23 protein-coding genes are annotated in these 24,244 nt (G+C 62.8%); 15 read left to right on the top strand and 8 right to left on the bottom strand.

Annotated elements, in window-relative coordinates; translation table 11 throughout:
- Positions 1-28 precede the first annotated feature (28 nt).
- The 7 genes from DB032_RS09910 to DB032_RS09880 all read left to right on the top strand — a co-directional run bounded on the left by DB032_RS09910 (position 29) and on the right by DB032_RS09880 (position 6,359).
- On the top strand, positions 29-967 hold the full coding sequence (locus DB032_RS09910) for a 5'-nucleotidase (protein WP_107799338.1): 939 nt from the start codon (positions 29-31) through the stop codon (positions 965-967).
- Complete coding sequence (locus DB032_RS09905; protein ID WP_158274278.1) at positions 951-1,898, top strand: putative phage abortive infection protein; 948 nt, start codon at positions 951-953, stop codon at positions 1,896-1,898. The genes DB032_RS09910 and DB032_RS09905 overlap by 17 nt, the downstream gene beginning before the upstream one ends.
- A gap of 344 nt (positions 1,899-2,242) precedes the next feature.
- The gene (locus DB032_RS09900) at positions 2,243-2,494 is read left to right on the top strand and encodes a hypothetical protein (RefSeq protein WP_146176639.1); all 252 of its coding nucleotides are present in this window, start codon (positions 2,243-2,245) and stop codon (positions 2,492-2,494) included.
- A gap of 81 nt (positions 2,495-2,575) precedes the next feature.
- Positions 2,576-2,755: a hypothetical protein gene (locus DB032_RS09895; RefSeq protein WP_146176638.1), complete on the top strand. Its 180-nt coding sequence runs from the start codon at positions 2,576-2,578 to the stop codon at positions 2,753-2,755.
- Positions 2,756-3,201: 446 nt separating this feature from the next.
- Complete coding sequence (gene tssJ / locus DB032_RS09890; protein WP_107799334.1) at positions 3,202-3,711, top strand: type VI secretion system lipoprotein TssJ; 510 nt, start codon at positions 3,202-3,204, stop codon at positions 3,709-3,711.
- 39 nt (positions 3,712-3,750) lie between these two features.
- Positions 3,751-5,187 (top strand): hypothetical protein, encoded by a 1,437-nt coding sequence (locus DB032_RS09885; protein ID WP_107799333.1) that lies wholly within the window; start codon positions 3,751-3,753, stop codon positions 5,185-5,187.
- Complete coding sequence (locus DB032_RS09880) at positions 5,184-6,359, top strand: hypothetical protein (RefSeq protein ID WP_107799332.1); 1,176 nt, start codon at positions 5,184-5,186, stop codon at positions 6,357-6,359. The genes DB032_RS09885 and DB032_RS09880 overlap by 4 nt, the downstream gene beginning before the upstream one ends.
- Positions 6,360-6,789: 430 nt before the next feature.
- Here DB032_RS09880 and DB032_RS09875 read toward each other — a convergent pair whose 3' ends face one another.
- Together DB032_RS09875 and DB032_RS09870 are read right to left on the bottom strand one after the other, a co-directional pair.
- Positions 6,790-7,902: a polyamine ABC transporter substrate-binding protein gene (locus DB032_RS09875; RefSeq protein WP_107799331.1), complete on the bottom strand. Its 1,113-nt coding sequence runs from the start codon at positions 7,900-7,902 to the stop codon at positions 6,790-6,792.
- 15 nt (positions 7,903-7,917) lie between these two features.
- A complete protein-coding gene (locus DB032_RS09870) occupies positions 7,918-9,162 on the bottom strand; it encodes an FAD-binding oxidoreductase (RefSeq protein WP_158274277.1) in 1,245 nt (414 codons plus the stop codon).
- Between the two features lie 160 nt (positions 9,163-9,322).
- Between DB032_RS09870 and DB032_RS09865 the strand changes: the two genes are divergently transcribed.
- Positions 9,323-10,210: a LysR family transcriptional regulator gene (locus DB032_RS09865; protein ID WP_158274276.1), complete on the top strand. Its 888-nt coding sequence runs from the start codon at positions 9,323-9,325 to the stop codon at positions 10,208-10,210.
- 234 nt (positions 10,211-10,444) lie between these two features.
- Here the strand turns inward: DB032_RS09865 and DB032_RS09860 are convergent, their stop codons facing one another.
- Positions 10,445-11,518, bottom strand: coding sequence for an alkene reductase (locus tag DB032_RS09860; RefSeq protein WP_107799328.1), 1,074 nt, complete (start codon positions 11,516-11,518; stop codon positions 10,445-10,447).
- A gap of 102 nt (positions 11,519-11,620) precedes the next feature.
- Between DB032_RS09860 and DB032_RS09855 the strand changes: the two genes are divergently transcribed.
- A complete protein-coding gene (locus DB032_RS09855; RefSeq protein ID WP_233246673.1) occupies positions 11,621-12,490 on the top strand; it encodes a LysR family transcriptional regulator in 870 nt (289 codons plus the stop codon).
- On the opposite strand, the gene DB032_RS09850 is transcribed toward DB032_RS09855, so the two are convergent.
- Both DB032_RS09850 and DB032_RS09845 read right to left on the bottom strand, forming a co-directional pair.
- The gene (locus tag DB032_RS09850) at positions 12,459-12,983 is read right to left on the bottom strand and encodes a DUF2269 family protein (RefSeq protein WP_107799326.1); all 525 of its coding nucleotides are present in this window, start codon (positions 12,981-12,983) and stop codon (positions 12,459-12,461) included. The two genes, DB032_RS09855 and DB032_RS09850, sit on opposite strands and share 32 nt — an antisense overlap.
- Complete coding sequence (locus DB032_RS09845; protein WP_107799325.1) at positions 12,980-13,456, bottom strand: MarR family winged helix-turn-helix transcriptional regulator; 477 nt, start codon at positions 13,454-13,456, stop codon at positions 12,980-12,982. Before DB032_RS09845 ends, DB032_RS09850 begins: the two co-directional genes overlap by 4 nt.
- A 263-nt stretch (positions 13,457-13,719) precedes the next feature.
- Here DB032_RS09845 and DB032_RS09840 point away from each other — a divergent pair, with 263 nt between their 5' ends.
- Both DB032_RS09840 and DB032_RS09835 read left to right on the top strand, forming a co-directional pair.
- Complete coding sequence (locus DB032_RS09840; RefSeq protein WP_146176637.1) at positions 13,720-14,394, top strand: hypothetical protein; 675 nt, start codon at positions 13,720-13,722, stop codon at positions 14,392-14,394.
- Between the two features lie 437 nt (positions 14,395-14,831).
- Positions 14,832-15,107, top strand: coding sequence for a hypothetical protein (locus DB032_RS09835; protein WP_107801776.1), 276 nt, complete (start codon positions 14,832-14,834; stop codon positions 15,105-15,107).
- Between the two features lie 4 nt (positions 15,108-15,111).
- On the opposite strand, the gene DB032_RS09830 is transcribed toward DB032_RS09835, so the two are convergent.
- Positions 15,112-16,017, bottom strand: coding sequence for a LysR substrate-binding domain-containing protein (locus DB032_RS09830; RefSeq protein ID WP_107799323.1), 906 nt, complete (start codon positions 16,015-16,017; stop codon positions 15,112-15,114).
- A 120-nt stretch (positions 16,018-16,137) separates the two neighbouring features.
- On the opposite strand from DB032_RS09830, the gene DB032_RS09825 reads away from it, so the two are divergent.
- Entirely contained in the window at positions 16,138-17,064 is a 927-nt protein-coding gene (locus tag DB032_RS09825; RefSeq protein WP_107799322.1) for a DMT family transporter, read from the top strand.
- A gap of 18 nt (positions 17,065-17,082) precedes the next feature.
- Here DB032_RS09825 and DB032_RS09820 read toward each other — a convergent pair whose 3' ends face one another.
- Together DB032_RS09820 and DB032_RS24115 are read right to left on the bottom strand one after the other, a co-directional pair.
- The gene (locus tag DB032_RS09820; protein WP_107799321.1) at positions 17,083-17,631 is read right to left on the bottom strand and encodes a disulfide bond formation protein B; all 549 of its coding nucleotides are present in this window, start codon (positions 17,629-17,631) and stop codon (positions 17,083-17,085) included.
- Positions 17,632-17,641: 10 nt separating this feature from the next.
- Positions 17,642-17,797, bottom strand: a complete 156-nt coding sequence (locus DB032_RS24115) for a DUF5993 family protein (protein ID WP_158274275.1) — start codon at positions 17,795-17,797, stop codon at positions 17,642-17,644.
- Positions 17,798-18,063: 266 nt separating this feature from the next.
- Here DB032_RS24115 and DB032_RS09815 point away from each other — a divergent pair, with 266 nt between their 5' ends.
- From DB032_RS09815 to urtA, 3 genes are all read left to right on the top strand, one after another.
- Positions 18,064-21,405: an ATP-binding protein gene (locus DB032_RS09815; protein WP_107799320.1), complete on the top strand. Its 3,342-nt coding sequence runs from the start codon at positions 18,064-18,066 to the stop codon at positions 21,403-21,405.
- Entirely contained in the window at positions 21,381-22,295 is a 915-nt protein-coding gene (locus DB032_RS09810; RefSeq protein WP_107799319.1) for a DNA-binding response regulator, read from the top strand. The genes DB032_RS09815 and DB032_RS09810 overlap by 25 nt, the downstream gene beginning before the upstream one ends.
- Before the next feature lie 130 nt (positions 22,296-22,425).
- Positions 22,426-23,691, top strand: coding sequence for an urea ABC transporter substrate-binding protein (gene urtA, locus DB032_RS09805; protein WP_107799318.1), 1,266 nt, complete (start codon positions 22,426-22,428; stop codon positions 23,689-23,691).
- The last annotated feature ends 553 nt before the right edge of the window (positions 23,692-24,244 follow it).

Genomic DNA, 24,244 nt, shown 5'->3' with positions numbered 1-24,244 from the left:
AAGGCGTGCTTTCTTTTCGGGATTGCGTATGCCATATGATTTGAAAAATAAGTTGGTAATTGGAGTTGCATCGAGTGCATTGTTTGATTTAACAGCATCAGATAAGGTCTTTAAAACTAAAGGAGAAGAGGCATATCGAAAATATCAAAGAAGAAATCAAGATAAAATATTGGATAAGGGGGTGGCGTTTCAATTTATAAAGGGTTTGTTGTCCTTAAATAAGGTGACTGAGAGTGATCCTCTCGTTGAAGTTATCTTACTGTCGCGCAATGATCCGGATACTGGTTTTCGAGTGTTTAGGAGTATTGCTCATTATGACTTGCCTATAACAAGGGCTGTTTTTTTGCAAGGGCGGTCTGCGTTTAATTATATTCCTGCATTTAATATTAGCCTTTTTCTCTCTGGAAATGAGGGTGATGTTCGGGATGCAATAGCGCAGGGGCACCCTGCTGGCTTGGTTGTGAAGTCAGATACTGACTATGGCAGTTTGTCTGATGAGGCAGAGATTCGAGTGGCGTTTGACTTCGATGGTGTTTTGGCAAGCGATGAAGCCGAAAAGGAGTATGCGGCAGGTGGTTTGGCTAGTTTTAGAAGTCATGAGAAGGCTAATGCGGAAAAAGCATTGGCCCCTGGCCTGTTGAAGTCATTGCTAGAAGGTTTGGCTAGAATACAAAGTGTTGAAATGGATCGCGCTAAAGTTGATGCTAGTTATGAGCCTAGATTAAGAATATCTATAGTAACAGCTAGGGACGCACCTGCGCATGAAAGAGTTGTGGTTACGATGAGGGAGTGGGGGGTGATGATTAATGACGCGTTTTTTTTGGGAGGGATCGATAAGGGAGTTGTAATGGATGTTTTGAAGCCTCATATATTTTTTGATGATCAGCTTTCTCATCTGGCCTCAACTTCTAAATTTACTCCATCAGTGCATGTTCCTTTTGGAGTGCGTAATGAAGAAGATATTTGATGCATTTCGTGATCTTTTTAGAAGTTTGATTAGAAGTGAAATGGTGTGGTTTTTGGTCGCCATTGCTTTTGTTTTTACCATTTGGATATATTTTTCCTTCTTTGGAAGTAATTGGATTGCGGAGCGATTAACTGGTGAGAGTTTGAGCAAGTTGTCGACGTCTGAAGCCGCAGCCTTGAGAGGTCAAAGCGGGGATGCATTTGGATCGTTTGGGGCGCTCTTTTCAGCTTTGTCTTCAGTGCTTTTTGCATTGAGTTTTTATTTTCAATTCAAAAAAGATAATAGGCAAAAGTTTGAAAATAATTTCTTTCAACTTTTGGCAGGGCATAGAGAGATTGTTGCGGCTGCGGTGTATTATAATATGGGGGAGGGTGAAGGTCGCAGTGTGCCACCCTATGTAAGGGATAGGATTTCATCTAGAATTTCTAGAAAAAATGATTTTATTGAGGCGAAAGGGAAGGCTTGTTTTTATCATATTTTTGGTTTGATGAAGAAAGATTATAAGGCTTTAAAAGGGGCGCAAAGAACCATTTTGCCAAAATATGCTGAGCTGAATGACACCCGTGGGGTTGCGGCTGCTGCTGCTGAGAGGGTGACGAAGGAGTACGGTAGTGAGTTGCATCACTACTTTAGAAATATGTATTACGTTGTTGATTACATTGATAAGGCAAGTGGGATTTCTGATACGGAAAAGAGGTTTTATGCAAGTCTTTTTCGGGCTCAGCTGTCTTCTTATGAAATTGTCTTGTTGTTTTATAATGGCATTACTGCGATTGGGGAGGAGAAATTTAAGAGGCTTATAGAAAGATATAGTCTTCTTAGAAACTTAGACCTCGATTTGCTTCTTTCTGTAGAGCATCGAGCATTTTATGCTGATGCTGCTTACTGGGGGGAGGAAGATGCCAGAAGTAAAGGGTTTATAAAAAGCTGAATTTTATTTGTGTGGTGGTTTAAGTGGGTGTTTGAGGGTGTGTGGTTGATTGAATAAAAAGACTGTTTAACCTTTCCTGCTTGACTCCCCCCGCCATCTAGCCAACAATGGTCCCCGCGCTGCCACACAAACAGCGCCGGGACTGGTCTCCTGAGTTTGTATCTTGGCGGACACGCCGCGAAAGCGGCATTTTCGTGTCCGGTTGCTATTGCTTTGCCTATTTGGGCGGGCCATGGCAGGGGCGCCCCATGGGCGCGCCGGACCAAGATACCGGTGAGACCAGCCTTGTCATGTGCCCGCCTTGCCGCGTCTAGCGGCCAGGCCCTTCATTTAAGGAGGTTGCAATGGCGAAGCCAGTCCGTCCGATGCCCAACATCGAATCCACTCCATCCCATTCCAAGGATCCCGCCGTCCAGCAGGACAGCGTTCCCCCGCAACAGCCGGCGCTGCGGCGCTCGCAGTACCGCTGTGTTTCCGTGGAAACCAAGGCAACCCGCCTGCCTTTTGTCCGCTTCATTCCGGGCCGCAATCATCCGCATTACTGGCAGCCGGCCGAACCCGAGGATTACGCCGAGGCCTGCATGCTGGGCCGCTAGTACGCCGCGCACCTGGCGCTGTGGCTGAAAAGCAATGAGCTGGACGCCGGCCGCGGCTTGCTGCTGCGCATTGCCAGAGATATGGACCACAGCGACCGCAGCCACCGCAACGGCTTGCGCCGCGGCTTTTTCAACTATCTGGAGATCTTGCTGGGCGTGGCCGGGCGGCAGTTGAACCTGTACCGCCACGTGGAGGCGATGCACCAGTTGCAGCGCAGCCGGGATCTGATGGCGTGGCTGGAGGGCAAGCGCAAGCCCTGAGCCGCCGGAAGCTTGAGTGATGAAACCCGCCGCGAGGCGGGTTTCTGCTTAGAACCTGTTCAAAATCTCGCGAGCGGCGAACACGGCTGAAAAAAGCCTGGAAGGCGAGGACAAGCTTGTGGACCTCGTCGTGGATACGGTACTGGCAGGGTGTGGGAGAGACCGGTGCGGGAGCCGAGCCGCCATGCGGCGGCGCCGGAGGATAAGGCCGCGTTTGATAGAGACATGGCCGGCGCCAATGGGGCATGCCGGCCGTGGCGCGCAAGAAAGGCATGCTTTTCATTTGAACTGCTCATGACGGTTTTTCGAGGCGCCCAATGGCGCGTTTGCCTTGACTTGGGTGCGGAGAACCGTGCGACCGCGCTGCCTTGACCCTACGAAATTTAAATGCTCGACTGAGGCCGGCTTGGCCGTATCGCTTCCTTCATCATATTCCTGGAGGGCTTATGTTCCGATACCTTGTCGCGCTTCACCTCGTCTTGTTTCTGACCGGCTGCAGCATCATACAAGCGCTGCCCGAAGCCGCCAGCAACGCCTATCGAACCCTTTTCCCCAAAAAACAGGACGTTCTCAAGATCGGCATTGTCGCGGACAACACCGCCAATGCCGACGATCTGGGTAATCCGCTCTCAGTCAGAGTGCGACTCTACCAACTGAGACAGCGCGGCGCTTTTGACAACGCCCTCTATCAGACCTTGCTTGATCAGGACCAGGCTGTGCTGGCCTATGACGCGCTGTCCGCGGATAGTTTTACCGTCGCCCCCAGCACCGGCGTGCGCACCAGCATGCCGTTGTCTCAGGAAACGCAGTATCTGGGCGTCGTCGCCTTTTTTCGCCAACCGGATCGTGGCAACTGGCGGCTGGTGGTGGACCGGAAAACGCTGCTGTCCCAGCCCATTCTGAGCCTGGCCATCTCGGAATACACCATCCGCCTGCAGGATGAGACCAGCCGCTGATACAGGAAAAACGCCATGCGACCTCATGGAAAGATACTGTTGGGCGCGCTGATCTGGGTGGTCATCGCCCCAGCCCTGCCAGTACAGGCGCAAGATCGGGACGAAGATAAGAAGGCGGCCACGCCCGCCCGCTGCCTGACGACCGGGCAGGATACGCCCGTATCCGGCTCCGGCATCGCCCCGGCCCGCGCGGCCGCCACCGCCGACAGAGGCCCGCAGGACAATGGTTTTCCGCCGCCGGCCCGGCTAGATGACCATGGCCAGCCGCTGGCGCCGCCGCCCGAGCCGCCGCGCCCCAGGGCTGGGCCGAGCCAATGCGTCAAAGCCTGCGAGGCCGGCTATGTGCTGGACGCTCAACAACAATGGTGCCGGCGCTCCTCATCCAAAGTCATTCACATCGATGTCCCGACGGAACTCAAGCCGGCAGGCGTTGGCGCGCCTTTTGCCTTCAAGCGCCAGGGCAAGCTCAAGGGCCAGGCTGCGTATAAGAGCAAGGAGGAGAACAAGAATATACACCGCCTCGACCCGGCCAAGCTGCTGCCCTGGCAAGGCCGGGTTAGGGTGCGAGTGTTGGGCGGCGACGGCAAGCCGCTGGCCGGCCAAGCAGTCAAACTGACTCAGACCGTGGAAGAAGACAGCGGGAGCCACCCCAAAAGCAAGCACACAGGCCCGCGTCCGCTGGGTGCGCTGTTTCAGGGGAAAACCGAACTCAGAGCCAACCAGCAGGGAGAAGTCGTCACCACGCTGCGCAGCGATGCCCAAGGCCAAATCCCCTTGTTTTTCTCCGCCCCGGAATTCGCCGGCATTCACCGCCTGAAGGCGGAATGCGTGCAGCCTGGCTGCAACAGTTCCGAAGGAGTCGTCACCGTGAAGGTGCCCAATCTGGAACCCTATACCCCCGCCACTGGCATGGCCCAGTTGATTGGCGGCCGCAATGAAAAACATGAGCAGCGGCATCACTTGACCAGGCAATCCATCAAAAACCTGGAAACCATGATTGAGGCGATGAATAAATTCGGCTGGAAAGCGGTGGGGGTCAATGACGCCGCGCTGCCCTGGGGCGGCCTGTTCGACATCTCCGGCGAATGGTGGCCGTCGCACTTCGATCATGGCGCCGGCACCGCGGTAGATCTGAGTACCCGGGACATCCTCCCGAAAACCAAGGCAGCCGTTTATAACGATCAGTGCGTCAAGTCCGACGACCCCAACACCCTGAACCGGCGGCTGCCCAGCACCAAAATTCTGTGGCACGCCGGGCCGCCCAATGATGTGGAGCATCTGCATGTTTACCTGGAGGGCGTCGCCCCCAATGGCGTCGAGCAAAAGTGTCGGGACAAGGGCGGCTGGGTGAAACTAGCCGAAACCAGGAAGACCACAGCCACCGGCCAGGCCAAAGCTGCTACCGAGCAGGCTGAACGCCAAGTAAAGCCCGCCAAAGCCAAGGCCAAACCCGCCAAGAAAGAGGGAACCCCATGAAACTGAGCGCACACGATGTACTGCTGGTGGCCTGCCTGAGCCTGCCCGCGCTGGCCCAAGACAACGCGCCCCCTGCCCCCGTGCAGAACAGCCTTACCCAGCTGCCCGGCCAGGATGTCTGGCAGGTCAGCGAATACGACCCGGACGAAGACCAGCTCAGAACCTTCCGCTATGTGTTGCAGAACAAGATCCAGCCGCGGCTGCGCAGCACCCTAGCCACCGGCGCCGAGCAAACGCTCAGCTATCGCTATCGCCTGAGCAATGGCCCGCAGGCGGCACAGAGCATCAATTATTTCCATATCTGCTGCGTGCCGATCCAGGCCTTTATCATTCCGGAAGACGAGGAGTTTCCTAAAAAAACCGGCAACAAGGAAGTGGACGAGGCGGCGATGGCTGAGTGGTATAAACGTATGCGAGCTGGTGTCAAACTCATCGTTAGTGGAGGGGATCAATACCTGCGCACGCCTGAGGCTTGGATTCCGAACTTCAAACAAGGCGAGGGCAGCGCCAGCTACGGCTGGCAGCCTTATCCCACCGGTGAACCCTATGGCATACCGCCGAATACCGGGCCCGCCGACTTCGCCATCCTGCGCCCGGAGCTGCCCGGGGTCAGAATCGCCACCCTGCTGGGTTTTTCCGGGAACGATCAGTTCCCCGGCAGCTACGCCATCGACACCGATGACCCAGCCATCAAGGCGGAAATCGCCGCCATAGAACGGGCCGACGGCCGCTGGCTGCCGCTGCTGGCGCCGGTGTTGGCGGTGAGCGAGCCTTTCGACGCCCAGGACTTCAGCGCGCAGTTGTGGACCGAAATCGAAAGCTGGTACCGCGATGACGATTACAGCCTGAGCCTGCTGGCGCCGGCGGTGTACGGCCAGCTCAAGCGCGAATTCAACCCCCTGCGCTCAGCGCTGGCCGCCAAGCAGACCGGCGCCGCCCAAGCCGGCATCGCACGCCTGCTGACCTATTTGGCGCACATCACAGCGCCCGACAGCGTGACCCCAGAGAATGCCGGCCAGGAGCAGGCTGATATTCCGCCTTTCGCCACCACGCGCGCGCCGGTCGCTGACCCGGACAGCCCCGATGCCGCCACCCGTGGCATCCACCGCGTCGCCGCGCACGCTTTGGTGTTCAATCTGCGCTATCTGCAACAGCGGCTGGCATCGCGCTAGGGTGGGTGAGATCAGGGGTCACGCAACGAGACGGATTGTGCGACACCGCTGACAAGGGTGACGCCGATGAAACCCGCTGCGTACACGCTGCTACGGGCCTGCCTGAGCCTGCCCGTCCTGCCCCAAGACGCTGCCATCCCTAAAAACCTGCTCAATGCCTGCTGCGCTGCGGCGATACGGCGTTGAAAACGGCTTCGAAATGCTCATGTACCACTTGTACACTCCGCTTTCTCAGCCGTTTTCGCCTTGTCTTGCTCTTGCTCGCTAGATCGTAAACACACCTAAGGGCCGCGAACAAAACCTCGCAGAGAAGCTGAGCCAAGGCGCGCCGACGCAGGCAGTACCAGTGGTATGACAAGGAGGCGCAACGCAGGGTCAGGGGTTTTGTTAGCGGTTCTTCGGGTGTGCTGGATGCCGGCCTTTGTCAGGCTTACTTGTTGATCTTAAGCCGTGACCACAGCCGGCTTTGCAAGCTCATGATGGATTGGGGCAGCGGCTTGATCAGGGTCATATTCTTCAGTTCGGCTTCCGGCGGGTAAAGGATGGGGTCGTTGAGCAGGGCCGGGTTCACGTATTTGCGCGCCGCCTTATTGGCCGTCGGGTAGAAGGTTTCATTGGTGATCGCCGCGTTCACCTTGGGGTCCTCAATATAATTGACCCACTTCATCGCCAGCGCGGGATTCTTGGCGTCCTTGGGGATGGCCATCACGTCAAAGGCGAGCAAGCCGCCTTCCCGGACGTTGGCGAAGCGGATCGAATAGGGTTTTTTGGCCTCGCTGGCCCGCTTGCTGGCGATATAGACATCGCCGGAAAACCCCAGGGCCACGCAGATATCGCCGTTGGCGAGGTCATTGATGTAGCCGGAGGTGTTGAAGCGGGAGATATAGGGCCTGACCTTTTTGAGCAGCGCGTAGGCGTCCTCGTAATCCTTGGGGTTGGCGCTGCTCGGGTCTCGGCCCAGGTATTGCAAGGCGGCGGCGAAGACGTTGACCGGCCCGTCGACCACCGACAAGCCGCATTTCGATACCTTGGCCGCCAATTGCGGGTTGAACAGAACCGCCCAGGAGTTCATCTTGACGTCGCTGCCCAGCGCCTGGCTGACTTTCTGCTGGTTATAACCGATGCCGACGGTCACATATGCCCATGGCACGCCGTAGAGGTTGCCGGGATCGGCGCCTTCAATCAGCTTCATCAGCACCGGGTCCAGATGCTTCAGATTGCCTATCTTGCTCTTGTCCAGCTTCTGGTAGATGCCGGTCTTGATTTGCCGCGCGAGAAAATTGGAGGTGGGCACCACCACATCGTATCCGGCGTTGCCCAGCAATAATTTGGCTTCCAAGGTGGTATTGCTGTCGTAATTGTCGTAGCGGACCTTGGCGTTCTGCTGTTTTTCAAAATTGGCGATGGTGTCCTTGGCGATGTAGTCCGACCAGTTGTAGACGTTCAGGATTTCGCCTGCATGAACGGGCGCGGTCAGCAAGCCGCTCAGCAGCAGGCCGGCGCGGGCGAAGGCGGTTCTTGATCGTGTTGTCCATTTCTCCATGATGCGTCTCCTTGCTTAGATTTCACTGCTGGACTTAAAGCGTTCGTAAGCGATTTTCAGGCTGGCGCCGATGTCCAGAAACGGCCTGGGCGGCAGCCAGCCCGGCGAACCGTGGGCGAGGACGTGGGTCAGCATCTCGCTGGAAACGCCCGAGGCGTATTCGGCCAGCAGCTTGCCCCAGAGCGTGCCGCGCGCCAGGCCGGAGCCATTGCAGCCGGACACGGCGAACAGATTGGGGGCCATCTGTTTGAACAAGGGCCTGCCGCCGCGGGTGCCGCCGAGGTGGCCGGACCAGCTAAAGGCGATGGCCTGCTCGTCCAGCCAGGGGAAGCGCCGCTGCAAGCCGGATAGATGGCGCTGGCGTCGGGCGTGCAAGTCCGCCGCGGCCAGATCCCGGCGACGGAATTCCAGGGTGTTGCGTATCATCAAGCGCTTGTCCCGCGTCAGCCTGACGGTGGCGCCGGTCAGGGCCGCGGACAGCATGCCCCAGGGGCGAGGGTTGCCGATGGCGGCCAGTTCCGGCGGGCTCAAGGGCCGGGTCAAGGAGGCGCTGAGCTCCAGCGGCAGCACGTGCGCGCCTTGGAGGCCGGCTCTGCCGGCGAAGGCGCCGGCGCAAACAATGATATGGTCGGCGCGGATGACCCGCCCGTTGCCATGGGCCTCCAGCGCGCCAAGCGGCCCGCTCCGAATTTGGCTGACGTTGAACTGCTCATACACTTCCACTTGGGCGGGCAAGGCGGCCAGCAGGCCCTGGACATATTTGGCGGGTTGAATCAGGGCGTTGCCGCCGGCGCAGTGTATGGCCAGCTGGTAAAAGTCCGTGCCCAAGGCATGGGCGAGCGATGCGCCCTGGCATAGCGTGGCTTGCGCGCCCACGGCTTCCAGCGTTTCCAGGAGGCGCGCGGGGCTGGACATTTTTCTGACATCGCTCACGCCAATGTAATAACCGGCGGCGTCGTAATCGCAGTCTATTTGGAATCGTTCAATGTATTGGGCAAGGAGTTGGCTGGCGGCCATGCCGAAGCGGGTTTCATGCCGGTAGTTTTCAAACCCGGCTTGTCGCCAATATTCGCCGTTGTCGGGTTTTTCATGGCAGACGACAAAGCCGGAGTTGCGCGAGGAGGCCCCTTGTCCCAATAATTGACGCTCCACGAGGGTGATGTGGGCGGAGGGGTTTAGCGTGGCCAGATTGATGGCGCAAGAAATGCCCGAGATTCCGCCGCCGATAATCAGGAAATGGGTTTTTAGGTTTTTGTTCAAGCTGGGGAAGGTCTTGCTTGATTCCGTGGTTTCAATCCAGCCGCATTGATTCATTGCTTGCCCTGCTTATGGGGTATTGCCGATTTTTCTAGTGTAAGCAGCGGTTTGCGGCCATGACCAACAATTTGTTTTCATCCTATCATTCCGGGATTTCATGCTCATGATCATTCGTCCGCCCAATATTCAGTCCTTGCAAACCTTTCTGGTGTTGAGCGAATGCAGCTCGTTCACGGCGGCGGCGGAGCGGCTTCATCTGACCCAAAGCGCGGTCAGCCGGCAGATTCAATTGCTTGAAGAACATTATGGCGTGACTTTGTTCAAGCGGAGCGCGCGCAAGATCGAGCTGACCGCGGAGGGCGTGGGGCTGCTGCATTCGGCGGAATTGATTTTTCGCGAGCTGGGCAATGTGGAGAAGCGCTATTCCAAAAAAATCAGGCCGTTTCGTTTGAAGATCTACGCTTCATTGGCCATGAGGCTGTTTATCCCGCTGCTGAATCAATTTGCCGCGGATAACCCTGGGATGAGTTTGGCGGTGGAAACGGAAACCGATTTGATTTATGGCGACTTGGCGCAATACGACGCCTTTGTCAGTTATAAGGACGCAGCGGCAATCACGCAGGAGGATTGGCTCTTATTCGCCGAATCCCTGATTCCGGTCTGTCATCCGCAATCCGTGTGCGCGAAGCCCTTGCCGACCCGGCTTGAGCAATTGCCGGACTATACGCTGCTGCATGGTTCGATGAACGGCATGGATTGGGAGCGCTGGTCTTTAAGCAAGAATCTGTGGCTGGACCCATCGCAGGCGCAAATCTTTTTCAATCTGGATGAATTGGCGATTGAAGCCGCCTTGCAAGGGGCGGGCATTGCCATGACGGATCAGCGGCTGGTGCAAGGGCTGCTGGAAGACGGTTCGCTCTGCTCCCCGTTTCCGAGCGCTTTGCAAACCGATAACGCCTATGTGTTGACCTTCAAAAAAGGCGGGGACGCCCATCCCAACGCCGCCGTTGTAAAGCGCTGGTTGCAGCAGCACTTGTGCGCGGATCATTAAAGCCATCCGGAGAGCCATCCGGCGTGGAGCGCGAACCGCTTCCATGGCCCGCCGTCACGGAACGCAGAGCGCGCCGATGGGTATCGCCTACGGCGCCTCCCTCCCTGGAAGCGGCCGCTCGCCATGGGTAGGGTGGGAGGAGCGCAGCGATACCCACGCGGAAGGCTGTTGACGGGCCTTGGGGCGCGTTGGGTGCGCGGCTTTCAAGGCCGCATCGTCATATTGAAACAGGCTCTAAGCCGGCTGCGCGTCGCTCAGGGCGGGGTAGTCGGTATAACCCTGCTCGTTCCCGCCGTAGAAGCTGTTCTTGTCGGCCGCGTTCAGCGGCGCATTCCGCTTGAGCCGTTCCACAAAGTCCGGATTGGCCAACACCATGGCACCGTAAGATTCCAGCTCCGCCAGGCCGGCGGCGATATCGGCGCCGATCTGCTCGCGCGGGCGGCCCGGGCGGTTGAGGATCAGCGCGCCTTGCCAGCGTTGGCGCAGATCGGCCAGCAAGGCCTCATCGCCCAGGTGCATCAGGTGCAGGTAGGTCAGTCCCAGCTTGTTCAATTCGCTCACCAGATAGCGGTATAGCGCCGGGCCTTGTTCGCCTTCGTCTATGCCCCAGATGCTCAGGCCGGGCGATAGACGGATGGCGGTTCTGTCCGGGCCGATTTCCTCGGCGATGGCGGTGGCCACTTCGATGGCGAAACGGGCGCGGTTTTCCAGGGAGCCGCCGTATTCGTCGTCGCGGGTGTTGGCGCTGGGCGCGAGGAATTGCTGGACCAGATAGGCGTTGGCGCCGTGGATTTCCACGCCGTCGGCGCCGGCTTCAATGGCGCGGCGGGCGGCGTGGCGGAAGTCCTGCACCGTCTGGCGCACTTGTTCGGTGCTCAGCGCGCGCGGGCTGGGAATCGGCTGCATTCCCGTGGCGGTGAACATGCCGGCGCCCGGGGCGATGGCGGAGGGTGCGACGCCCAGCTCATGGCGCGGGGTGTTGTCCGGGTGGCTCATACGGCCGGCGTGCATTAGCTGGATGAAGATACGCCCGCCCTGGGCATGGACGGCGTCCGTGGTGTGTTTCCAGCCGGCGACATGGGCGTCGGTGTAGATGCCGGGGGTGGCGAGGTAGCCTTGGCCCGCGTCGGACGGCTGGGTGCCTTCGCTGATGATCAGGCCGAGGCTGGCGCGCTGGGCGTAATAACGGGCGGCTAGCGGGCTCGGGCTGCCGTCCGCCTGGGCGCGGGAGCGGGTCATCGGGGCCATGACCAGGCGGTTGCTCAGGGTGAGGCCGGCGAGGCGGGCGGGGTCGAATACGGGGTTCATTGCGCTTTCTCCTATTGGTGGGGTGCTCTCATCATCGCCGGCTTTTTTTGTGAGATAAATAGGGTATTTTGGATAATACTGATCCATTTTTGGAGCAATGAGGTGGAATTGCTAAACGATATGGCTTTGTTCGTCGAGGTGGTCAAGGCCAAGGGCTTCCGCAACGCGGCGGAGGCGATCGGGGTGCCGAACTCCACGCTGTCGCGGCGGATTGCCGCGCTGGAGAAGTCGATAGGGCTGCGGCTGCTGCATCGCACCACTCGCCGGATAGAGCTGACCGAGGCTGGGCTGCTTTACTACGAGCGCTGCCGGCGCATCGTCGACGAGGCCCGGCTGGCGCACGAGCAATTGGGCGAGATGCTGGCCCAGCCCAGCGGGGTGTTGCGCGCCTCGCTGCCGGTGGATTTCGCCGTGACTTATCTGGCGCCGATGATCGCCGAGTTTGCGCGGCTCCATCCCGGCATCGATTTCGATTTGGACCTGACTCCCCGGCGCGTCGATCTGGTGAGCGAGCCTTTCGACGTGGCGGTGCGCATGGGGACGCCGGAGAGTTCGCAATTGATCGCGCGGACCTTGGGCGCGCTGACGCCCGGGCTATACGCCTCGCCCGGCTATCTGGCCCGCGCGGGCGAGCCGGCAAGCCCGGCGGAGCTGGCGGGGCATCAGTGCCTGAGCGTGCTGAAGCCCGACGCCTGGACCTTCCACGGCGAAGGGCGGGAGCTCGCCGTTGCGGCGGGCGGGCGCTTCGCCTTGAACAGCATAGGCCTGGCCAAGCGGCTGGCGACGCTGGACATGGGCATTGTGCTGATGCCGGCGGAGATTGTCGCGGATGAGGTGGCCAGCGGCGGCCTGCGCCGGATCATGCCCGGCTGGCACGGCACGCCGGTGCCGGTGTACGCGCTGACGGAAACCCGTTTGCTGCCGGCCAAGACCCAGCGCTTCATCGAGTTTTTACAGCAGCGCCTGCGTTGACGCCATGGCCGTCCGCCGTGAAGCGGCCGCGAGCGCCGGGCCGCCAAACGCCGACGGCGGCGGTGATCACGATCAGCAGGATGTTGAGCCCGCCGCCTATCGCCTCGCGCAGGGTGGCGGCGTGGAAGTCCGCGCCCAGCTCGCCGCCCGCACCCTCAAGCAGCGCGGCTTGGGCCAGTTGATTGGCCATGTCCACCGCCGGCACCACCACGAAGCTGGCGTTGAGCAGGATCAGCAGCGTCAGGCCCAGCTTGAGCTGAAAGAAGCGGTTGCGCGGGCCGTAACGCCGGTAGCCCAGCAGCAGGCCGCTGATCAACATCAGCCACAGGCCGGGCACGGTCAGCGCCCAGGTGCCGATATGGATGTACTGCCGCGTCTGCGCCAGCAGGGCCGGGGCGGCCGGGCCGGTTTCGGACAGCACGATCCAGGCCAGAATGCTGCCCAGGAACAAGGCCAGCGCGATGAAGTGGATGAGTTTGAGGAAGCGGTTCATTTCTCTTCTCCAATGGGCGGGCTGAGTGTCTCCAGCACGCGCAGCAGTTGTTGCAGGGTTTGGCGGGCGGCGTCGAAGTCCGCGTCGGGCAGCTGTTGCGTCAGTTGCGCGGTCCACCGCGCCTGGCAATCTTGGGTGCCGGCCACGGTGCGTTCGCCCTTGGGGCTCAGCCGGTACAGCGGGGAGCGGGCGTGTTGGGGGTTGGGCAGCACGTCGAAATAGCCTTCCTCCACCAGCTTGTGCAGCTGTTTTTGCGCGCCTTGGCGGCTGATGCCCATGCGGGCGGCGATTTGCGGCGCGGTTTGCGGGCCGTCGGCCAGGCCCACCGCGCCGAGCACCTGCCAGCGCGCGCTATTGATGCCCAGGTGGGCCACCAGCTGGTCGCCTCTTTCCAGCAGGGTGCCGTTCAGGCGGAAGATCAGCAACATCAGCTCGGTGATGTCTTGAGGGCGATGGTTTTGTTGGGTGGACATGGGGTTTCTCTATTTGACAACCGGTTGCCATTATTGACAACTAGTTGTCAGATTGCAAGCTCATTTTGGTTTTGGCATGAATACGGTTGCTTGGAGGCGGCAAGGCAGGGCGGGGGCTTCAGGCCGGGCGGGCGCGTTCATTGAGCGGCAATGGATGATGAATGTGTATGTACTTGTAAATACAGTCAAAAATGAAAATGTAATTTCTATGTTAGCATCGTCGGCTTCCTAAAAAGCTCAGTTCAAAGCCAATGAAAAAATGCTTGCCCTTCTTGATGTTGCTCAGCCTGCACGCCCATGCCGATGATGAGGCGCTGCGCCAGATGTTCAATTGCGACGGCAGTTTCTTTCGCTACATCGCCCAGCCCGGCAAGGCCGTTCCCGGCCTGCCGGTGACGGTGGAAAACGGCCGCGCCGCGTTGCGGATGCAGCCTGTCCGCGATCAGGCGCAGGAGATGGAGGAGGACGTCAGCGGCGCGTCCGAAGGCTTGACGTCGCTGCTGCGCCATTCCGCCATCGATCAGCCGGTGGCGTTGACGCCGCAGTGGGCCTTGCGCGATTACGTGGAAGAACACTTCCACAACACCAATGGTCCGATGGACGTCAACGGGGTATTGGAGTCCTATAACTGGGGTTTCCGCTTGCTGGGGCAGCGGGATATGACGCTCCAGCAATTCGTCGCCCAGCGGCCGGATCTGACATTCAGCTGCGACAAGGAAAAGGGCGGCGTCTGCACGTTGTACCGCCAATGGGACAAGGGCGCGTGGAAAACCATCAAGCCCGAGCAGCAGTACGCGGACGTGCCGCGTTTGTTGTTGACGGCCTCCAAGTCCGACCCCCGGCATTTCTCGCTGGAGTGTTCCTTGCTGGTGGAGGGCGAGCGTCTGCCGCCGGGCTTGATCAAGGCCTTGCAACCGGATTGGGCTTTGAATTTCTGAGAACCTGTTTACGATCTGCTGCGCGTCGTGAGACGCGGCACGGCGAGTAGCGCTTCGAAATGCTCATATGCCGTGCGTACATTCCGCTTTCTCAGCGGTTTTCGCCTTGGCTCGCGAGATCGTAAACACGTTCTGAGAGCCGCTTTACGCTGCGCGTCTGTCCGTATGCTGACGCGATGCCCATGATGAATCCAGCCCCTACGCGGGGCTTTTTTCATGCGTGCGCGGCTTGGCCGGCGACGCCGAGCGGCTGCCCAAAGTCTGTTTGGCGATATGAAAATGATAAATGGGAATTTAGTTTGAAATATGAATTACGTAGTAATAACTAAAGCCTTGCCCTGGCGCGGGGGCCCTTGCTATACCGGCATTGGGCGGGGCAAGCGAAGCGGGCTCCGTGTTGTTTCCAGTGTTGGATAACTCATTACGGGAGCATGATCATGTCTGAACAATTGCTGGGTGGTTGGTCCGGTTTCCAGCCGGTGGATGAAAAAGACCGCAAGGTTTTCCATCAGGCCACGGAAGGTTTGCTGGGCGTGAAATACGTGCCGCTGGCGGTGTCCACGCAAGTGGTGGCCGGAGAGAACTATATTTTCCTGGCCAGCGCGGAGGTGGTGTATCCCGGCGCGCAGCCGCATCTGGTGGCGGTGTACATCTACCAGCCGCTGGGCGGCAAGCCGCCGCATGTGACCCGCATCGAGAACGTGCGTCTGTAGGCCCTTAGCCAAGACGCTGTTGCGCAACAAGCCCGCCGCCCGGCGGGCTTTTGTTTTGGGCCGCCGCGGCTTGTTCCAGCAGCCATTGTTTGAAGACGCCCATTTCCGGGTCGCGCATGAGGTCCGGACGGTGTATCAGGTAATAAGCGAGGGCGCTGCGCAGCGGCGGCGCCGGCAGTTCCCGCAGCCGGCCGGCGGCCAGTTCGGCTTGCAGCAAGGAGCGCCGCGCCAGCGCGTAGCCGCGGCCGGCCAGCGCGGCCTCTATGGCGGCGTTGGAGTCCACGCAGACCACGCCTTGTTCGCAGTCCAGTTCCAGGCCGGCGGCGCGGCTCCACAGCCGCCAGTCGCCGCGGTGTTCGTCGTGCAGCAGCCGCTCGCCGCTGAGGGCGTCCAGCCGCGCCGGCAGCGCGGGCGCGCATACCGGCGTCAGTTCGTCGTCCAGCAGCTTGCAGGCGCTGAGGCCGGGGTAATCGCCCAAGCCGTGGCGCACGGCGAAGTGGATGTTTTCGGCGGCGAGGTCGACCACGCGGTTGCCGGTGCTGACGTGGACGTCGATCCGCGGGTGCTCGCGCATGAAGCCCTGCAGCCGGGGCAGCAGCCATTGCGCGCCAAACGAGGGGGTGCAGCTGAGCAGGATTACGCGGCGGGCGCCGGTCAGCCGCGCGGTGGCGTGGTCTATCAGGTCCAGCGCTTGCCGGCAGGCGGCCAGGTAGTCGCGGCCGGCGGCGTTGAGCGTCAGGCCGCGCGCGCGGCGCTCGAACAGCGGCTGGCCCAGGCAGTCTTCCAGCTTGCGCAGTTGCTGGGAGACCGCGCCGGGGGTGACGTGCAGTTCTTCGGCGGCCAGCTTGACGCTGAGCCGGCGCGCGGCGGCTTCGAAGAAGCGCAGGGATTCCAGCGGCGGTTTGGGCATATGAGTTTAGATTTTCTAAATCGTAAGGCAGGAAAAATCGTTTGTTTGCGGCATCTATGCGGTTGATGATTTCAGTATCTGGTTTAGCAAAGTTAAATACAAGGCGAAGGGAGAGGCATCATGGGAATGGCGAGCTTGAGTCGTTTGCTGTTGTTGGCGGCCTTGTGGGGCGGCAGCTTTTTGTTCATGCGCATCGCCGCGCCGGCGTTGGGCGCGTTGCCGACGGCGTTTGGCCGGGTGGCGCTGGGGGCGGCGGGCCTGCTGGGGCTGATCGCCTTGTTGCGGGTGGGGCTGTCCTTCAAGGGCAAGCTGGCCGCCACCTTGCTGCTGGGGGTGATCAATTCCGGCTTGCCCTTTCTCTTGTTCGCGCTGGCGGCCCGGGTGTTGCCGGCCGGCTATAGCGCGATCCTGAACGCCAGCACGCCGCTGATGGGGGTGCTGATCGGCGCGGCGGCGTTTGGGGAGCGCATTAGCGCCAACAAGCTGGCCGGCGTGCTGATCGGCCTGGCCGGCGTGGCGGTGCTGACGCAGACGGGCCCGCTGGCGACGGGGACGGCGGCTTTGTGGGGCGTGGCGGCTTGCCTGGCGGCCACCGCCTGTTACGGCCTGGCCGGTTTTCTGACCAAGCGCTGGATTGCGGACCGCGGCGGCCTGGACAGCCGCGTGGTGGCCCTGGGCAGCCAGTTGGGCGCGGTCTTGCTGCTATTGCCCTTGATGGCCTGGCAGGCGAGTTCCCAGCCGCTGGGCTGGCCGGAGGCGGGGGCGGAGGTGTGGCTGGCGATGCTGGCCTTGGGCCTGCTGTGCACGTCGCTGGCCTATGTCTTGTACTTCCGCCTGATCGCCGACGTCGGCCCGCTGAAGGCGCTGACGGTGACGTTTCTGATTCCGCCCTTCGGCATTTTCTGGAGCTGGCTGGCGCTGGGAGAGACGGCGACGCTGTCCCAGGCGCTGGGCGGCGCCTTGATCGCGCTGGCGCTGTGGCTGGTGCTGCGGCCGGAAGCGCCGGCGGCGCGCGCCGCCGCGCCGGACGAGGATTGGTCGATCTAGCGGCGGCGCGGCGCGGGCTTAATTGAGCAGCAGATAGCTGATCGGGCTTTCTCCGCAAGCCGCCAGCCCGCATTCCAGGAATACGGACAGGGCGTTGCCCAGCAGCAGGGCCATGGTCAGGGCGACGCCGGCCTTGGCCAGCCGGCCCAGCTGCGCCGGGGGCTGACGGTCGAAGCTGTGTTCGCGCTGGCACTGCATCAGCAGCAGGCCGCAGCCGATGAAGACGGCGAAAAAGGCGATGGCGGCCCAGGTGTAGAAATGCAGGCCCAGGATGGGCGGGCCGAAGCCGGCGTCGCCGGGGGCGATGTGCAGCAGCACTTGACGGCCGGCCACGGCGAAGCCGGCGGCGGCGGCCAGCAGCATCATGCCGTAATGGCCGGGCTTGTCGCCCAGCAGCACATTGGCGGCCAGCGCCACCGCGATGGCGCACAAGGCCACGCGTTGCAGCAGGCAGAGCGGGCAGGGCAGCTCATGCTGGGCGAACTGGAAGTAGAAGGCGACCAGCAGCATCAGGTTGATCAGCAGCAGGCCCAGTTGGTTCAACTTGTCGGTGAGGTTGTGCGTCATGTTGGGTTCCTCACAGCGAAATGGGCAGACTGCTGGTGGCGTGGAACTTGAACCAGTACAGGGTGAGCGCGAAGGCCAGGCCCCAGCAGGCGTAGGCCCATTGGCGCTTGCGCAGGATCAAGGCCAGCAATGAGGCGGCCAATAGCAGAAACAGCAGGGTATCCATCGGGAATTCCTTAATGTGGCGGGCCGGCGGAGCCGGCCTGGGTGGTGGTTGCCAATCAATATTAGCGCTTGCTTAATGTTGTGTGAATAGCTTGTTTGCAGGCGGCGGCGCGAAATTCGCCGCTGAATCAGTACATTCTCCATTCGTATCGTATAAAACGGCGCGCAGGGCGGCGATGGGAAGCGGCGGCCTTTTGCCGCGCGCGGCGGCGCTTGGCAGGCTTTTTGCATTAAAGCAGTTGTTAGCATCGCCTCAAGGCCGCCGCCATGTCCGCTTCCCATCCCGCGCCGCTTTACGCGGTGAAAGTTCGCCGCGATTACAACAGTTGGGTGGCGCGCGAGTCGCTGGAAGACTATGCCTTGCGCTATACCCCGCAGAGCTTCCGGCGCTGGTCGCCGTGGCGGGTGGCGCACACCGCGCTGGGCGGCGCCGCCGCTTTTCTGGTGTTGGAGGCGGTGGGCGCGGCGATGCTGACGGCGGGCGGCTTCGTCAATGCGGCCTGGGCCATTCTGGCGGTGGGGCTGGTGATTCTGCTGGCCGGCCTGCCTATCAGCGTCTACGCCGCCCGCTACGGCGTGGACATGGATCTGCTGACCCGCGGCGCCGGCTTCGGCTATCTGGGTTCCGCCGTCACCTCTTTGCTGTACGCGGCCTTCACCTTTATTTTCTTCGCGCTGGAAGCGGCCATCATGGCCTATGCGCTGGAGTTGGGCTTTGGCCTGCCGCCGGCCTGGGGCTATGTGCTGTGCACCGTGGCGGTGCTGCCGCTGGTGGCCCACGGCGTCACCGCCATCAGCCGGCTGCAAGTCTGGACCCAGCCGCTGTGGCTGGGCTTGTTGTTGCTGCCCTATGGTTTCGTGCTGGCGCGCCAGCCGGAGGCCTTGAGCGGCTTTTGGCACTACGCCGGGGCGGAAGGCGGTGCGGGCGGCTTCGATCTGCGTCGTTTTGGTGCGGCTTTCGGCATCGGCATCGCCTTGATCGCGCAGATGGGGGAGCAGGCGGACTATCTGCGCTTCATGCCGCCGCCCGCCGCCGGCCAGCGCCGCCGCTGGTGGCTGGCCTGCCTGGCCGGCGGCCCCGGCTGGGTATTGCCCGGCATGCTGAAGATGCTGGGCGGCGCGCTGCTGGCCTGGCTGGTTCTGGACCATGGTCAGGCCGGCGGGCCGGCGCCGGATCCGGCGCGCCTGTATTGGTTCGGCTACGCCCGGATCTGGGGCGACGGCCGGCTGGCGCTGGCGGCGACGGTGCTGTTCGTGCTGCTGTCGCAGCTGAAGATCAATGTCACCAATGCCTATGCCGGTTCGCTGGCCTGGTCCAATTTCTTCGCGCGGCTGACCCATAGCCATCCGGGGCGGGTGGTGTGGGTGGCTTTCAATCTCTTGATCGCGCTCTTGCTGATGGAGCTGGAGATTTTCCAGGCGCTGGCGCACGTGCTGGCGCTGTTCGCCAATCTGGCCATCGCCTGGATGGTGACCGTGGCGGCGGATTTGGCCATCAACAAGCCGCTGGGGCTGAGCCCGCCGGGCATTGAGTTCCGCCGCGGCTATCTTTACGACGTCAATCCGGTGGGGCTGGGTTCGCTGGTCCTGGCCTCGGCGGTTTCGGTGTCGGCGCATCTGGGGGCGCTGGGCGAGCAGATGCAGCCGCTGGCCCCCTTCCTGTCCTTGCTGACCGCCTTGCTGGCCACGCCGGCGCTGGCCTGGCTCAGCGGCGGCCGTTATTACCTGGCGCGACAGCCGGCGTCGCCGCCTGCCCCGCCGCAGCGCTGCGCATTGTGCCGTCGCCTGTACGAGCCGCCGGACATGGTCAGTTGCCCAGCGTATCGCGGCTGGATCTGCTCCCTGTGCTGCACGCTGGACGCGCGCTGCGAGGACCGCTGCAAGCCCAAGGCGCGGCTGGACAAGCAGTGGCGCGCCTGGCTGAGCCGGCTGCTGCCGCGGGGCTGCCGGCCGTATCTGCAACGCGGCCTGGCCGATTATCTGCTGCTGATGACGCCCATGCTGGCGGGGCTGGGCCTGCTTATGGCCGGCTTGTCCTTTTGGGCGCGGAGCCGCCCGGCCTTGGAGGGGCTGGCGGCGCGGCTGCCGCAATTGGGCGCGGGCCTGCTGCTGGGTTGCAGCGTGCTGGCCTGGTGGCTGGTCTTGTTGCGGCAGAGCCGGCAGGTGGCGCGGCAAGAGTCCAAGCGGCAGACCCAGCGCTTATTGCGCGAGATCGCTTCCCACCGCCGCACCGACGCCTTGCTGCAAAAGGCGCGCCGCGACGCGGAGCAGGCCAATCAGGCCAAGAGCCGCTACGTGAGCACGCTCAGCCATGAGCTGCGCACGCCGCTGAACAGCATGCTGGGCTATGCGCAGATCCTGGACGGGGACCCGGAGATTCCGCCGTCGAAACGGCCGGCGCTGGCGGTGATCCGCCGCAGCGGGGATCACCTGCTGTCGGTGATCGAGGGCACGCTGGATCTGGCGCGGATAGAAAGCGGCCGGCTCAGCCTGGAGCCGCGGCCGCTGGACTTCGCCGCGCTGATCGGCCAATTGACGGCGATGTTCCAGCTGCAGGCGCGGGACAAGGGCTTGGGCTTCCGCTTCCTGCCGCAAGGCGAGTGGCCGGCGCTGGTGCGCGCCGACGAACGGCGGCTGCGGCAGATTCTGATCAATTTGCTGGGCAACGCGGTCAAGTTCACCACGCATGGCGAGGTCAGCCTGGGCCTGCGTTATCAGGGCGAGGTGGCGTGTTTCGACATTGCCGACACTGGGCCCGGCATCTCGCCGGAGGAGGCCGAGCGCGTGTTCGAGCCGTTTGAGCGCGGCGGCGAGGCCGCCGGCCAGAGCGGCAGCGGGCTGGGGCTGACCATTGCGGGCATGCTGACCTCGCTGATGGGCGGGGAGCTGAGGCTGGACAGCCGGCCGGGCGGGGGCTGCGTGTTCACGTTGCGTCTGTTCCTGCCGCGGCTGGGCGCCGCGCCGGCGGCGCCCTTGTCGGTGCGCGTCGGCTACCAGGGCCGGCGGCGGCGGGTGCTGCTGGTGGACAATCATGAGCAGGACCGGGAGATGCTGGCCAGCGCCTTGCTGCCTTTGGGCTTCGAGGTGGAGCAGGCCGCCAGCGGCCAGGCTTGCCTGGACCGGCTGGAGCAGGCAGGGACGCTGCCGGATCTGGTGTGCATGGATCTGGCGATGCCGGGCCTGGACGGCTGGGAAACCCTGCGGCGCATCCGTCGCCGGCACGGCGACGCGCCTGCGCTGGCGGTGATTTCCGCCAACGCCTTCGAGCGGGGGCAGGACAACGACGCGGGCATCCGCGCCGAGGATTTCTTCGTCAAGCCCATCCGCGTCGAGCAGCTGCTGGACTGGATAGGTCGACGCTTGCAGCTGGAGTGGCTGAGCGGCGCGGAGCCGGCGCTGCGCTGGCCGCCGGAGGAGGCGCTGGACGAGTTGCGGCAGGCTTTGCGGCGCGGCTATCTGCGCGGCGCACGCGCCGCCCTGCTGCGCTTGGAGGTGGGCGCGCTGGGGGCGGACCCGGCTTACGGGCTGTTTCTGGCGCGGGCGCGGAGCCTGCTGGACGGCTGCCGGCTGGACGAGTTGCTGCGATGGCTGCCGGGAGCGCCGGCGTGAGCGCGCCGCGGCCGGAGCGGGCGACGGCGCTGATCGTGGACGATCAGCCGGAAAACCTGGCCTTGCTGCACGATGCGCTGGACCTGGCCGGCTACCGGGTCTTGCTGGCCACGGACGGCGCGGCGGCCTTGGGCCGCGCCGCCGAGTGCCGGCCGGACATCATTCTGCTGGACGCGTTGATGCCGGGCATGGACGGTTTCGAGACGGCGCGGCGCTTGAAGGCGGGGGCGGAAACGCAGGCGATTCCCATCGTGTTCATGACCGGGCTCAGCGACAGCGAGCACGTGCTGGCGGCGTTTGCCGCCGGCGGCGCGGATTACGTGATCAAGCCGCTGCGGCCGGCGGAGGTGCTGGCGCGGCTGGCCGCCCATATCGGCAGCGCGCGCCAGCTGTGCCGGGCGCGGCAGGCGCTGGAGGCGTCGGGCCAGGCCTTGCTGGCGGCGGACCCGGCCAGCGGCCGGCCGCTGTGGCTGACCGAGCGCGCGCGCGGCCTGCTGCAAGCCCACGGCTGGTCCGAGGCGGCGCTGGCGGCGCGTTGGCGGCCCTGGCTGGCCCAGGCCGCGGCGGGGGCCAGCCTGACCTTGGCCGAAGGCGACGGCGCGGCCTTGCTGGCGCGGCGGCTGGCCGGGGACGAGTGCCTGCTGGCCTTGAGCGAGGCGGGAGACGGCGCGGCGCCGCGGCGCCTGATGCGGGCGCTGGGGCTGACTCCGCGCCAGGCCGAGGTGCTGCATTGGCTGAGCCTGGGCAAGACCAACCGCGATATCGGCGACATCCTCGGCATGAGTCCGCGCACCGTCAACAAGCATCTGGAGCATGTGTTCGCCCGCCTGGGGGTGGAGACCCGCACCTCGGCCGCGGCGCTGGCCTTGCGCAGCGCCGGCGGCGGGTGACGGGGCATACGTCATGTAACGTATTCCGGCCGGGCGGGCCGGGGCTTAGTCTGATCCTGCAGTGCAACAATTCCTCGCCGGGCCGGCCGGAAGGCCTCCCGGCGCTTCAGGATCGCCCCAGGAGTTTCCCATGTTGATTCGCTCTCATGTCTTGTCTTCCCTTGCGCTGAGCCTGGCGCTGAGCGGCTTCGGCGCCGCGCCGGCTCTCGCCGCCGATACCATCAAGGTGGGGGTGCTGCACTCCCTGTCCGGTACCATGGCCATTTCCGAAACCTCGCTCAAGAATATGGCGCTGTTCGCCATCGACCAGATCAACGCCGAAGGCGGGGTCTTGGGCAAGAAGCTGGAGCCGGTGGTGGTGGACCCGGCGTCCAACTGGCCGCTGTTCGCGGAGAAAGCGCGCCAATTGCTGAGCCGCGACAAGGTGGCGGCGACCTTCGGCTGTTGGACTTCGGTGTCGCGCAAATCGGTGTTGCCGGTGTTCGAGGAACTGAACGGCCTGCTGTTCTACCCGGTGCAGTACGAGGGCGAGGAAATGTCGCCCAATGTGTTCTACACCGGCGCCGCGCCCAATCAGCAGGCGATCCCGGCGGTGGAATACCTGATGAGCAAGGAGGGCGGCGGCGCGCGGCGCTTCTTCCTGCTGGGCACGGATTACGTCTATCCGCGCACCACCAACAAGATTCTGCGCGCCTTCCTCAAGAGCAAGGGGGTCAAGGACGCGGACATCCAGGAGGCCTACACCCCATTTGGCCATAACGATTACCAGACCATCGTCGCCAACATCAAGAAGTTCGCCGCCGGCGGCAAGACCGCGGTGGTGTCCACCATCAACGGCGATTCCAATGTGCCGTTCTACAAAGAGCTGGGCAATCAGGGCCTGAAGGCGGCCGAGGTGCCGGTGATGGCGTTCTCGGTGGGCGAGGAGGAACTGAAGGGCATCGACGCCAAACCGCTGGCCGGCCATCTGGCGGCCTGGAATTACTTCATGAGCGTGAGAAATCCGGTCAACGCCAAGTGGGTGGCGGACTACCGCGCCTGGGCGCGGAAGAAGGGCGTTGCCGGGGCGGACAAGCTGGTGACCAACGATCCGATGGAGGCGACCTATGTCGGGGTCCGGCTGTGGGCGCAGGCTGTGCGCAAGGCCGGCGGCACCGACGCGGCCGCGGTGAGCAAGGCCCTGACCGGGCTGCGGATGGACGCGCCGTCCGGCTTCACGCTGGAAATGGACGCCCGCAACCATCATTTGCGCAAGCCGGTGATGATTGGCGAGATTCAGCCCAACGGGCAGTTCTCGGTGGTGTGGAAGAGCCGGAGCGTGGTGCGCGCCCAGCCGTGGAGCCCGTATCTGCCCGGCAACGACAAGCGGCCGGACACCCCGGTGAAAAGCAAGTGAGCCGGAAAGGAGCCCGCCATGTCCTGGAGTAAAGCCCTGCCTTGGGCGCTGGCGCTGTGGTGCGCCGCGGCCGGCGCCGGCCCCTTGGCCGAGCTGGCCGGCGCCGATCCGGCCGAACGCGCCGGCTTGATTGAAAGCTGGGCGCCGCGCCCGGACGCCGAGCGCCGCGCGGCGGTGGCCGCCTTGGAGCAGGGCCGGCTATTGCAGTCCGCCGACGGTATGCGCGTGCTGTGGCAGCGGCCGGACGGCGCGCTTGGCGACGCGGTGTCCGGCCAGCCGGCGGCGGGCGACGTCGCCAGCCTGGAACCGCTGCCGTTGAACAACCGGCTGCGCGGCGCCCTGGCGGTGTTTCACGCGGTCGACGAACTGGCCGCGGCGGACCCCGGGCGGCGGCTGGCCGCGGTCCGCGCGCTGGGCGACAGCGGGAACCCGGCGCTGCTGCCCTTGCTGAGGGAACGCTTGGCGCGGGAGGGCGACGCCGAGCTGCGGCGCGCGCTGGAACGGGCCGGCGCCCGCCTGTCGCTGAGCAGTCCGGACCCGGCGCAGCGGCGGG

Origin of the sequence: Chromobacterium sp. Panama (assembly GCF_003052555.1) — a bacterium.
Taxonomy (GTDB): domain Bacteria; phylum Pseudomonadota; class Gammaproteobacteria; order Burkholderiales; family Chromobacteriaceae; genus Chromobacterium.
This window is presented reverse-complemented; position numbering and strand designations above follow the sequence as displayed.